A 12420-nucleotide genomic window follows, 5' to 3' on the forward strand; every position below is an offset into this window, starting at 1 on the left:
TGATCCTAGTCAAGCGACAGTCGGTATGCGCGCAGAAGATTTGTGAAGCGTGAATGCAGCCGACATTCGCTTCGACTGATAGCGGCGCCTCTCCATCGCGCGGGGCCGCGCTCATCTGAACTCGAAATACTCGTGCGTTAGATTGGAGATCGGTATACCAAGGTCGTTCATCCGAACGCGAACGAGTTTGAGCAGGCCCTTGGGTCCACAAAAAGCGATCTCGACCGACTCCGCGTCCGTGGTGCGAACGACGTCCTTCAGTCGCTCGGTGAATTCAGGGCTCGCCGCTCCGGTCGATATGGGGACAAATTTTGCGCCGCGCTCGCGCGCCAGTTCCCTCAGCACGTGAGCGGGTGGGAATTCGCGACCGGCCGAGTACAAATAGAATAGGGTCACCTTTTCGAACCCGGTCGCGGATCGATCGGCCAGCCACGCGATGAAAGGCGAGATGCCCACGCCGCCGCCAATCCAGATCTCCCGCTTCGCGGCTGCAGGTCGCTTGAATCGCCCCCATGGCGCATAGATCTCGGCGTGCATGCCGATTTTCGTTTCCTTGATCAGCTTCTGCGTGTAGTCCCCGAGTGAGCGAATCACGAAATGCACATGCCCGTCGGGATCGTTGCCGCTCGCAATCGTGAAGGGATGCGGCTCGCGCAGGCCGTCCTGCTGCATCGATATGAACGCAAACTGGCCCGGTGTGAACGGTATGGCGCGCTTCACAGGGGCAAACTCCAGATGAACTGCAGCGCCGCCTGGCGAAACTCCGACGACCTGGTACTCAGCATGATTCGATAGGAATGGAAATAGCAGCAGTTTGTACCCGGCAGCCGTGACGCCGAGCGCGGCCATGATTGCAAGCCAGATGCCCGCGGGATCGTTCAGTGCAATGGCTGATTTGATACTCAGCCAATGCAGGATCACGATCAGAAGCAGCGGTCCGGACAGTTTGTGCCACCAGCGCCAGGTGCTGTAAGGAATCATTCTGTTCAGCGCCAGCATGACGATCAGCATCAGTGCGACGAAACTCAGCTGTCGTACCAAGCGCGCATAGAACGGCGGCAGCGCCATGATGGATGCGGCGTCCCATCCCTGCATGCCGGCTTTGAACGCGAGATGAAACGATGCGAAGCCCAGCGCCCAGACGCCCAGCCACTTGTGCGCCAGATACACGCGATCGAGTCCGCCGAACATGGCCTCGATGAATCTCCAGCGTCCGCCCAATAACGCGGCCGCGCCCATCAGGGCAAATGCCGCGACACCAGCCGATAGACTCAGAGCTGCGGTCGTGAACCAGTCGGCTCGCGGGATCTCCGCCAGTACCAGTGCGAAGCTCACCGTCGTGAGGAAAAGGATCGCGTGCCAGCTCTTGATCTGCATTGGAGCATGTTGCCGCGGACTGTCGGCCCCGTAAATTTGAGGTTGGACGCACCCATTACGTGCTAGCCGCAACTAACATGGGCGCCTACGTGCAAGGAGATGCACACAGTCTTGTGATCGGTCGGCTCTTGTCGGTAGGGCAATTGACATCGGGCCGTGTCATCGGCGTGGACGTGCGCGCCTTGTCTCCCCAGCTGTTTGCCTCCCATCCGCTCGTGGTGTTGATCGATGGCAGTGAATACGTTCGATCCCTTCGAAACGCGGACATCGTCGGCGGGCTCATTTTCTAGTCCATCGAGGAGGCTGGTGCTCGGGCCGCCGAGGCGTGGACCTCGTTGCCTTCGCCCTCGCGTCGACGCCGCTACGGTTGCGTGAGAGAACTACCTTGCAAATTACCGCGTCGTTCGGCGTCGCGAGCTATCCGGTACATGCCACGACGCCCGATGCGCTGATCGCTGCTGCGGACCTGGCGCTGTATGCGGCTAAACAAGCGGGCCGCAATCGAGTCGAGCGCGCCATAAGGCGCGTGACGAGTACACCCTACGATCTCGCGTAAGCAGTTTCGGCGTGTACCTAAAGGATGCGGCTTACCGCAGTGTGTGAGGTGAGCAGGAGCGGGGCATTGAGCGGTGCAGTGACAATCACGTCTGCCGACAAGCATCGAGCCTTCGCCAATGATTCACGACGCCAGCCTTCTTCCATCGCCAGAGCAGGTTGCTCCTGTCGAGCCCGTCAGCACGCAGACCCAGTTGCACGCCGCTCTGCTGGCTCCGCAATCGTCACATCCGGAGCCGATGGGCGCGTTGCTCTCGATCGTGGGGCACCTGGAGCAATCCCATCTCCAGCGGGCCTTGATCGAGCAACGGACGCACCCGGATAGCCGGATCGGCGAACTGCTGCTGGCCGAAGGTCGTATCAGCGAGGACGAACTTTATCGCGCTTTGAGCCTCAAGTTGGGCGTGCCGTGCGTGCGCCTCTCCGGATTCGATGTGGATCCCCAGGCGCTGGCTGAAATTCCTCAGGATGTCGCGCGCAGCTATCGCGTGGTGCCGCTGATGAGACATCAGGGTCGGCTGGTGGTCGCGATGAACGATCCCACCTGCTCCGAGGTGCTCGGCGCACTGAGTGTGCTGACTCGAGCCACGATCGAGCCGGTGCTCGCCAGCCCGGGTGAAATCGATCTTGCGATCGCAACCCACTACCCGCCGTTCGACGATGCGGAGCTGAATCTCGAAGGAGAGCGTCTGGCCGGTCCAGAGCTGCCGCCCATCGCGGCGGATACGGCTGAAAAGCTGGCGAACGAACGGCCTATCGTTCGTCTCGTCAGCAACATGTTGCACGACGCGATCCATCGCCGTGCGTCGGACATTCACATCCGCCCACGCGAGCAGAATATCGAGATCCTGTACCGCATCGACGGCGCGCTGCTTCACATTCGAAGCATTGGCCTGACGCTGCTGCCGGGCCTCATCGCCCGGTTGAAAGTGTTGGCAGCGATGGATCTGGGCGAACACCGACTACCTCAGGACGGTGCGATTCATCTGCACACCCCGGAGCACCGCGTCGATCTGCGCGTTTCCATGATGCCGTCGATACGCGGCGAAAGCTGCGTCATTCGCGTCCTCGATCCAGCATCCAGTCTGCGCCGAGTAGCGAGCATTGGTTTTACGCCGGAGGACGAAAAGCGTTTCCGCGAGCTGATCGATCGCAACCAGGGTCTAGTGCTGGTCACAGGCCCGACCGGTTCGGGCAAGACGACCACCCTGTACGCGGCCTTACAGGAGCTGAACACCGGCGAATATCATATCGTGACCGTGGAGGATCCAGTTGAGTATCGGCTCGACGGAATCGTGCAAACACAAGCACACGCGGCAATCCAGTACGGTTTCTCCACGGCATTGCGCCACATACTGCGACATGATCCGGACGTCGTGTTGATTGGAGAGATTCGCGATCGTGAGACAGCCGGCATCGCCGTGGAAAGCGCGCTCACCGGACATCTGGTGCTCTCGACCCTGCATACGAACGGTGCCGTGCAGACAATCACACGACTACTCGAGATGGGAGTCGAATCCTATCTGGTGAGCTCGACGCTCGCCGGTGTTCTCGCGCAGCGGCTCGCGAAGCGCAACTGCCAATACTGCCGCGAGCCGGAGATCGTCGACGCCGACATCAGAGCCGCCTTGGGCGTCAGCCTCGAAGAAACGTTCTTTAAAGGCGCCGGTTGCCCCAGATGTGGCGGTCTTGGCTATCACGGCCGGGTGGCGGTCTACGAAATCCTGCACATGAGTCCGGCGATTCGGGCGGCACTGCGCACCAGAGCGACCGAGGACGAGTTGCAGATGATCGCCGTTCGCGAAGGAATGGTCCCGCTGACGCAGCAGGCGCTTGCGCTGGCGAGGACAGGCGAGATTTCGTTGACGGAGGTTTATCGCTCGCGACTCGACTGATCCCACGGGCCGGGGTTCCGGTCATGACGCCGAACGTGTATCGGGTTACGATTCAGCGGCGCAGGCCGACCTTTGGAAGGGAGTAAGCTCGGTGACACCGGCTGTCCTGCAGGTGCAGACTGCGCATCCACAAAGATCATTTGGACGGGTTCTGAGATGCGAGTATCGCTGTTGGCTTCGGTCTTACTGTGTTCGATCGCACCGAGCGCGTTCGCTGGTTCGCCTCTTGCGGTCGACGAGAAGGTGCGTAACGCACTCCAGCTGGACCAGAACGCCGAGAAGGGCAAAAAACTGTACGCTGGCCACTGTGCTCAATGTCATGGCCCGCAGGCACTCGGCAGCGCGGGCAAAGTGATTCCGTCGCTGGCGGGGCAGCGGCGCGCCTATCTAGTCAAGCAATTGGCTGATTTCAGCGAGGAGGAGCGCTCCAGCCGCGAAATGCACGCGGTCGTGTCCCAACCGGCGCTCTCGAGCGAGCAGGCATGGGCGGATCTCTCTGGCTACCTGAACTCCCTGCCGCGCGCCAGCTTTCCACAGACTGGCGACGGCCGCGGACTGGAGCTTGGCGAAGCGATCTTTCAGGATCAGTGTGCGTCTTGTCATGGAGAAGACGGCCGCGGCGACGATGACGGTTTCATTCCGTCGCTACGTGACCAGCACTATTCTTACTTGGTGCGCCAAATGCGGAGCATTGCCTCCTGGCACCGGCTCAATGTCGAGGCGGACCTCGTGAGATATCTGGACAGTCTGGATACCGAGGAGGCCACCGCGGTCGCTGACTACCTGTCGCGCATGCGGGGGCCAGTGAAGGACAGAGACCGGATGAACAGCGACGGTACAGTCAACAACTGAGGCAGTCGGGTACTACGCGGCCCGGCGCTGCCGATCGCTAGTGCTCTGTTGCGATCGTGCAGTGTTTGCAGTGGCATGCTCGTTAGTCGAACAAATGGCAAACGCTGAGATCGCCGCGAACATATGGTTTGACTGATTTCTCAGTTCCGTCGCAGTCTGCATCAGCGCTTGAGCGGCGTGTGCGTCGCGTTGCGTGACTGCGTCCATCTGCGAGATGGCCTGGCTGATCTGTTCGATGCCCGCCGCTTGCCCGCGGCTCGCGCCCTCGATGCCCTGAATACTTCGCTCACGCGTTTAACGGACTCGACCACCTGGCGCATGGAGTTTTCTGCCTCACTGGCGAGTTCGCCCCCGCGCGCAACGGTTTCGCTCGAGGATTCGATGAGGTCCTTGATCTCTTTCGCAGCCGCGGCGGATCGTTGCGCAAGGCTGCGCACTTCCTGTGCAACCACCGCGAAACCCCTGCCTTGGTCGCCGGCGCGTGCGGCTTCTACGGCGGCATTCAACGCCAGCAGGTTGGTCTGAAACGCGACGCCATCGATGATTCCCACGATATCGCCGACGCGACGCGAGGAGTCGAGGATGGAGCCCATGGTTCCACGCATTTCGGTAACGATCTGTCGACCGCGGGCTGTGATGGAACGACGAGCTCGCCAGTTTCGCCGCCTGCTGTGCGCCGTCGGTGTTGCGTGCAACGGTTGCGGTGAGCTCCTCGATCGATGCTGCCGTCTCTTCCAGGCTTGCAGCGTGTTCGAGGGTGCGATTGGAGATGTCGCCGCTCGCGGCAACCATGCTCGTGACGCTCCCGCCGACGCCCGTTGCCGCCTCGAGATTATCGTTGAGCACACCATACAGCTTCACGCGCAATTGCTCGAATCCTCGTGCCAATGAGTCCACGCATTGCACGGCGTCGCTGGTGATGCGCGTTCGAGTGTCCCCACTCAGCAGTTTGAGCGCTGCAACTCGCAGCTGCGCAACCGGACGTGCAACGTAGCGCTGCACGTAGTACAGATTTGCGCACACCGATGCCAATCAGGCTCAGCCAGGTGATGGCGGTCGTATCCGCGGTGCTCACATTCGTGAACGCGATTGCGGAGAACAGTGTGATCAATGAGCCGAGCACCAGCCAGGAGCCTCGCTGCAGCGATAGGTGAGTAATCAGCCGGCCCAAGCGTCCCGCGATCGACATATCGAAGATCGCGCCCTCGTGAATTCGAACATTGTGTGCGCGGTTGTTGCGAATGTCAGCGTAGGTGCGCTCGGCTTGTTCAATCTCCGTGAAGGCATGATCGAGTGACAACGCAGGTGAGTTCAATGACGAGCACGATTCGGCAACGATTTATGCGGTGGATGATGCTGGTAAGTCTGGTCGGCGCGGCGCCGGCGATCGCGCATCACTCGACGGCGATGTACGACTACAAGAACACAAAGGTGTTGAACGGTACGGTGAAAGAGTTTCGGTGGACCAATCCGCACATGTTCATCAAGTTGATGGTGTCCGACGCGCAGGGCAATTCGGTGGAATGGAGCGTGGAGTGCGGAACGCCGAACATCAACGCGCGCCACGGCTGGAAGCCCTCCGACATCAAGGCCGGTGACCAGTTGACGATGGAAATCAATCCGCTCCGCGACGGCACGCTTGGAGCGACGCTGAAGTGGGTGCAGCTGCCGGACGGCCGCAAGCTGTGGGGCCCCGCTGAAGATATCGTCGCTGTGCCAGGCCCAGGCGCAGCGGGCGCGCCTGGTCCGCAACCTCCGCCTCCGCCAGCACGCTAACTGGTGCTGTTGAGGAACTCATCGACGTGTCAAAGGGGAAAGCGATGATGACGCGGTTGTACTGCGCCGGACTGTTGGCGGGTTTGTTCGCGAGCGCCAGCGCGTTCGCGGCGGTGGATTTGAACGGCGTCTGGCAGGTGACGCAGAGCGTACAGGAACTCAAAACGGTGGAGGGCAAAGCTCCGCCGTTGAGGCCGGAAGCCGCCAAACTCTACGAAGAGCACAAGCGCAAGCTGCGGGCCGGTGACCTATCTTTCGATCCGACCGCGAAATGTGTCTCGCCGGGTCTGCCGCGCATGCTGTATCTACCGTATCCGTTCGAAATCATACAACGGCCCAACAAGCTCACCTATCTGTTCGAATGGAACTACTGGAATCGTCACGTGTACCTCAACGACAGGGTAAAGGAAGTGCCGTACCCGCTATCGCTTGGCTTGTCCCACGGTAAATGGCAGGGCGACACACTGGTGATCACCAGCACCGATCTGCGTGCCGACAACACATGGCTCGATAGCGCAGGATTGCCGCACAGTGAGTCGTTGAAGATCACCGAGAAGCTGCGTCTACTGGACAACGGGGCGACGCTCGAGAATCGGATCACGATCGACGATCCTGAGACATTCACTCAGCCGTGGGAAACGTTGGTGCGCTTCAAGAGGCTGCCGAAAGGCACTGAGATCAAGGAAGACATATGCCTGAATCGCCTCGATGCCGGCAAGCCGGCCGTCGATTGGGCGAGGAACAAGGGGTCATAGTCCACGCAACGAGAGCCGCTCTATTCTCGCGGCCGTAGCGTTGCCGCGGCATGTTACGGCTTCAGTGGAATAGCCGGTTTATGTGGTCGGGGTGAAGCGATATGCCCTCTATGTGCGACTCCCTGCCGAGTGCGATTCAAGTAGTTCGCCTGCGAATGGGGCCCGACTCGTTGCTTCGAAAAAATTCGCATTCGGAGTCCCTGCAAACTTAAGCCAAAGGTCGGGCGCGGTGGGACACTGAACCTTACGCTCGCGCGGGCATTAATCGTCTTGATAAAGACTAGGCGCTTAGCGCGTAGCGCTTACGTTGTTCGGTTAGTTGAGCTCGGGCTTCCTCGAGCTTTTCAGTTTCCGTCGCCTGGAACGTGGCTGCGAGTACTTGCGTCAGGTGCGCGCGCATGGCCGCCCGTGCGGCATCAGGATCTCGGCGCCCGAGCGCCTCCAGAATCGTCGCGTGCTCATCGACGCGCGGCTTGATCCCGAGAGAGCGCACCTTCGCATCCATGGATCGATGCTGAGGAGAGCGCAAGCGCGCGTCCCACAACATCTCGACGGCAGCGATCATCGCTGTATTTTCGCTCGCTTGCGCGATCAATTCGTGGAAACGACGATCTGCTGCCTCGCTCAGTTGCACATCGTGGTCGTTCTCGTTGCGCATCTCAGCCACGAGCTCACCCAGCTGCGCGAGTTGCGCGGCGGTGATTCGCGCCGCTGCCATCGCGCAGGCTTCACCTTCGATGGCACGGCGCGCTTCGAGCAGTTCAAAGGTACCGATATCTCTTTCCCCGGTGATACCCGCAGGTGGCGAACTATGTGTCACATACACGCCCGAGCCAGTTCTCACATCCACCAGGCCATCCAGTTCCAGCGCGATCATCGCCTCGCGAACTGTCGGCCGGGACACTCCAAATTTCTGCGCGAGGTCGCGCTCAGAAGGCAGTCGTTGGCCAATCGCGTATGTCCCGCGCCCAATTGCTTCGGCGATCTCTTGCGCGATGCGTTCATACAGCCGCTGTGACTCAGGCATAGGAGGAATTCTCCAAGCTCTTATCTGCTAAGTGGTCGGGCCAGTCGGTCGGACTGGCTGACCAATGTTTTCTAGTAACCCAAGCGTCTCAGACTCATGCGCCGCCTGACGATAGCAGGCTCTTCCGGTTTGACATACCGCAGCTGTGCAGACCAATTCGCATGCATGAGAATCACGAAGGCAGGTGCCAGGGGCTGCCCCACGCATGACCTGCCCAGGGCAAGCACCGTCGGGCGAATAAGGCGACCCCAGTTGCGTCGAGGAGGGTGATTGGTTTATGGTCAGGCCATCTGGGAAAAGTGGTCTGGCCAGTTGCGTATTGCCCGGGCATAAAGACTCCAGCTGCGCCGATCAAGGCAGCAATGGATTCCGGGCTTTAAAGCTTCAGTAGCTAATTCTTTGGGGGAACACGGTATGTCCAAGCGGAAAGCGCTCTTCGGTTTTTGTCGTCCCGACGCGGTAGCGGTAACATTGCTGACGGCGACCGTCGCTACTTCGGTGAGCGCGCAGGAAGTGCAGTCTCAGGAGCTGGAAGAGGTGGTCGTCACCGGCTTCCGCCAGAGTCTTCAAGATTCTACGGAGGCCAAGCGCGAATCGGTCGGCTTCGTCGACGCCATCTTCGCCGAGGACATTGGCAAATTCCCGGACACGAATATCGCTGAATCCTTCCAGCGCATCCCTGGCATTCAGATTACTCGCGAAATCAGCGGCGAAGGCACCACGGTCGCGATTCGCGGCTTGAACACGAATTTCACGCGAGTGCTGTTGAACAACGCTCCCGTCGCGGTGGCCCAGGGGCCGCAAGAGGGATCGGGCGCCAATCGCGAAGTCCCGCTCGATATGTTCCCGCCGGAGCTGTTCTCCAAGCTGGAAGTGTTCAAGACCCCGTCGGCGAGCATGGTCGAGGGTGGCGCGGCGGGCACGATCAACATGCGCATGGCGCGGCCGTTCGACAATGAAGGCGCTCATCTCACGTACTCGCTCCAGGGCACCGACAACAACAACGCGGATGACTTAGGTGGACGCACCTCGCTGATCGCGAGCAACACCTGGGACAAATTCGGTGTACTGGCGGGTGTGACCGCCGTACGCAACAAAGTTGCGACGACGGGTTTCGAAACCGTGGGCTGGTCGAGCCCGGGCCTCAGCGCCACGCAATGTACCGGCACCTGCAACACCACCGGCGGCAACCTGACAGGGGTCGTTCCCGGCGCGGTTCCGAATAATGGGACCACGATCGGAGCGGGCCTCACGCCTGGTGCGACGATCGACCAAGCCTTCCTGCTCGCGAACAATCCCGGTCTCTCCATCCAGCAGATCGACAATGCTGTGCTTCCGCGATTGGGCCGCAACATGTTCGAAGAGGGTGACCGGGATCGCTACAACGCTGTGGTGAGCATGGAATTCCGTCCCAGCGAGAACATGCATTTCTTCGTCGATTCCATGTACGGCAAGCAGGAGAGCGAATTCACCCGCCAAGCCACCGCTTGGGCCGTCCGCGGAGGCAGTCAGGGCGGCCGACTCATTCCGACTCAGCTGCAGGTGGATCGCGACGACTGCGCCGCCGGCTGCGTTGCTACATCGGGCGTATTTCCGAACTCACAGTTCATGATGGAATTCCGGCCCTATACCGAGGAGTCCGAGTTCTGGGGCACCAATCCTGGCATGACCTGGCAGATCAACGACAAATTGAGCCTCGATGTGCAGGGCAACCTGACCAAGAGCGAGTTCTCTCGCGAGGCCTCGACGGTGCTGTTCATTTCCGATACGACCACCGTCAACTTCAATAACAATGGCGGCGACAAGCCGACCATCACTTCGAGCGTCGATCTGAACGATCCCAACAGCTGGCAGTGGCTGGTTTCGGATCGCGGCGGCCAAGACGTTGGTCGTGTGAACCTGTCGGTCGAAGAGCGTCAAACGGAAACCGCCGGCGGTCGCTTCGCAGTCACGTGGGGCGACAGCGCTTTCAGCGTGAGTGGTGGTGCTGCTTACGACGAAGTTTCGCGCGACATCCGTCCGTACGGTGCCGATGCGCAGTGGCAGGCGGTAGCCTGTGGCGGCAGTCCAGCAAACTTTCAGTTGGCCCCGAACTCGCAACCTGCGTGCCGCGGCGAAACCGCGTCGCAGATTGCACCCCTCGTCGGAGTGCAGATTGCCCCTAACGTGACTCCTTATCCCGCCTATGCCGGTCCGTACGCTGGTTCGCTGATCACCAATGCAGCGGTTCCGGGCTACCTTCGTTCCACAGGGTACGGTGTTGCAACCGTCAACTGGGACCAACTGCGCCGCGACTCCAACTACGACGCTGTGCGCGCAGCGGCGCCGGAAAGCGGGGCAACACCCTCGACGGCGCAATGGGGTTCCATCGATGAGGATGTAACGGCGCTGTTTGTGCAAGTGAATGGCGACCTTGATATCGCCGATCACCGCTTGCGTTACAACGTAGGGGTGCGCTGGGTTGAAACCGATCAGCTGATCACCTCACGTGTGACATCCCCCAACGCCTCGTTGCCGGACGGTCAGAGGCTACCGGATCTGATCTCGATCGAAGACGCGGAGTCGAGCTACGAAAACATCCTGCCGTCGGCCAACGTGTCATGGAATCTGACTGACCAGGCGGTAATCCGCGCCGGTCTATCCAAGACGATGACTCGGCCCAACCCCAGCGACATGCTGGGCGGTGTGTCGATTCCGAACAATGACGTTGCGCAAGTCAACCTGGGCAATCCCGAGCTCGATCCCTACCTTTCTGACAACATCGACCTGGGCTTCGAGTATTACACGGGACAAGAGGGCTACTTCGGTTTCGCCGCGTTCCGCAAGGGCATCGAGGGCTTCACGCAGACTCAGATTCAGACCGTGCCGTTTACCTCGCTGGTTCAGTACGGGATCACGTATGAGTCGCTGAATGCAAACGCGCAACAAAGCATCGACTTGCGCGGTGGTCCCAACGTTGCAACGGTCCAGCTCCGCCAACTCGTGAATGCAAGCGGGCGCCTGACGATCAACGGCCTGGAATTCAACTGGGTGCAGCCGCTGGACTTCCTGCTCAGCCCGATTGGCGTCGAGGGCATGGGCTTCGCGGCGAACTACACCATCATCGACCAGAAGGGTCAGGGTGCGGCGCCGGCGATTGCCGTGGGCGTGCCACCCGAGAGCTATAACGCTACGCTTTACTACGACAAGCATGGGATCAGCGCGCGCGTGTCGGTCACTCACACCCAGGGCTCGCAGAACAGCGGTCCGAACAGCAATCAGTCCGGCGTGATCGGTGCGGAGTTGTTTGGCGACGACTACACACAGTACGACTTCTCGTCCAGCTTCGACTTCGCAGAGCTGTTCGGTTGGTCAAAGCTGGTGCCGCAGCTGACAGTAGACGTGATCAATATCGGTGATGAGGCACGGCGCTCTTATCAGCAGTTCGCCAATGCGACGCACAGCTATTACGAGTCCGGCCGCACCGTGATGGTGGGTCTGCGCGGGCGCTTTGACTGAGATTGGACGAGCTGTGCTACCGCAGCGGCTAGCAGCTCATTGTGAACACACACGGAATGCCCCCCTGTTGACCGTGTGTCTCGCGCCGGCGCATGAGCGCCGGCGCGATCTTTCTCAGGCGCGTTGACGCGTGCGCTGTTGCATATCAATGACGAAACCTTCTCTGCCAGCCGCACTACTGTGCGCGGGCCTGCCAGAGCGACTCATTTCGGACAAGCCTGATGGCTCGTCGAGTTTTCCACTCGTCACCTCACAGCGCACGGCGCCTATCTGGTACGACCCGAACGATCACAAAGGTGTGGTACGGGCGATTGGCGACCTCATCGATGACGTCGAGCGGGTCACCGCTCATCGGCCGCGCGCATCCGTCTCACGGCCAACAGATCCAATGCCCGTCATCGTGGGCACTCTCGGCAAGAGCGCGGTGATCGACGAGTTGGCCGCGACGTCGAAATTCGATGCAACCGACCTGCGAGGCAAATGGGAGAGTCGGATAACGTGCGCTACTTGCGCTCCACCCATGAAATGAGCGCCCCCGGCCCGCATCGCTTCAAGATCACGATGGTGGATCTCGGAATCGTGGTGGAGAAAGTCGTCATTAGCGATCGGGATCTGCCGCCGACTTATTTTGGTCCGCTGGCGATGTCCGCCGTCGCTCGCTAGTGGAATTGCCCGGAGGGAGTGC

Annotated in this window: 11 protein-coding genes; 8 read left to right on the plus strand and 3 right to left on the minus strand. The window is 60.4% G+C overall.

Annotated features, from left to right (window positions below; translation table 11 throughout):
* Positions 1 to 111: 111 nt before the first annotated feature.
* Positions 112 to 1371, minus strand: a complete 1260-nt coding sequence (locus EK373_RS20220) for a ferredoxin reductase family protein (protein ID WP_129645989.1) — start codon at positions 1369 to 1371, stop codon at positions 112 to 114.
* 83 nt (positions 1372 to 1454) lie between these two features.
* Between EK373_RS20220 and EK373_RS33095 the strand changes: the two genes are divergently transcribed.
* The 4 genes from EK373_RS33095 (at position 1455) to EK373_RS20235 (ending at position 4679) form a co-directional block, all read left to right on the plus strand.
* Positions 1455 to 1667, plus strand: a complete 213-nt coding sequence (locus EK373_RS33095; protein WP_157994447.1) for a hypothetical protein — start codon at positions 1455 to 1457, stop codon at positions 1665 to 1667.
* A 35-nt stretch (positions 1668 to 1702) separates the two neighbouring features.
* Complete coding sequence (locus EK373_RS20225; protein WP_198683464.1) at positions 1703 to 1933, plus strand: diguanylate cyclase; 231 nt, start codon at positions 1703 to 1705, stop codon at positions 1931 to 1933.
* Positions 1934 to 2051: 118 nt separating this feature from the next.
* Positions 2052 to 3827 carry a GspE/PulE family protein gene (locus tag EK373_RS20230; protein ID WP_129645499.1) on the plus strand — a complete coding sequence of 592 codons (1776 nt, stop codon included), beginning with the start codon at positions 2052 to 2054 and terminating at the stop codon, positions 3825 to 3827.
* Positions 3828 to 3983: 156 nt separating this feature from the next.
* Positions 3984 to 4679 (plus strand): c-type cytochrome, encoded by a 696-nt coding sequence (locus EK373_RS20235; protein WP_129645500.1) that lies wholly within the window; start codon positions 3984 to 3986, stop codon positions 4677 to 4679.
* A 161-nt stretch (positions 4680 to 4840) separates the two neighbouring features.
* Here the strand turns inward: EK373_RS20235 and EK373_RS33425 are convergent, their stop codons facing one another.
* Positions 4841 to 5530 (minus strand): methyl-accepting chemotaxis protein, encoded by a 690-nt coding sequence (locus EK373_RS33425; protein ID WP_129645501.1) that lies wholly within the window; start codon positions 5528 to 5530, stop codon positions 4841 to 4843.
* A gap of 499 nt (positions 5531 to 6029) precedes the next feature.
* Between EK373_RS33425 and EK373_RS20245 the strand changes: the two genes are divergently transcribed.
* Both EK373_RS20245 and EK373_RS20250 read left to right on the plus strand, forming a co-directional pair.
* Entirely contained in the window at positions 6030 to 6455 is a 426-nt protein-coding gene (locus tag EK373_RS20245) for a DUF6152 family protein (protein WP_198683465.1), read from the plus strand.
* Positions 6456 to 6499: 44 nt separating this feature from the next.
* Entirely contained in the window at positions 6500 to 7210 is a 711-nt protein-coding gene (locus tag EK373_RS20250; protein WP_129645502.1) for a hypothetical protein, read from the plus strand.
* A gap of 280 nt (positions 7211 to 7490) precedes the next feature.
* Here EK373_RS20250 and EK373_RS20255 read toward each other — a convergent pair whose 3' ends face one another.
* A complete protein-coding gene (locus EK373_RS20255) occupies positions 7491 to 8237 on the minus strand; it encodes a FadR/GntR family transcriptional regulator (RefSeq protein ID WP_129645503.1) in 747 nt (248 codons plus the stop codon).
* Positions 8238 to 8651: 414 nt separating this feature from the next.
* On the opposite strand from EK373_RS20255, the gene EK373_RS20260 reads away from it, so the two are divergent.
* A complete protein-coding gene (locus EK373_RS20260) occupies positions 8652 to 11735 on the plus strand; it encodes a TonB-dependent receptor (RefSeq protein ID WP_129645504.1) in 3084 nt (1027 codons plus the stop codon).
* A gap of 480 nt (positions 11736 to 12215) precedes the next feature.
* Positions 12216 to 12398 (plus strand): hypothetical protein, encoded by a 183-nt coding sequence (locus EK373_RS20265; protein ID WP_129645505.1) that lies wholly within the window; start codon positions 12216 to 12218, stop codon positions 12396 to 12398.
* Positions 12399 to 12420 lie beyond the last annotated feature (22 nt).

Origin of the sequence: Peristeroidobacter agariperforans (genome assembly GCF_004138335.1) — a bacterium.
GTDB lineage: Bacteria > Pseudomonadota > Gammaproteobacteria > Steroidobacterales > Steroidobacteraceae > Steroidobacter > Steroidobacter agariperforans.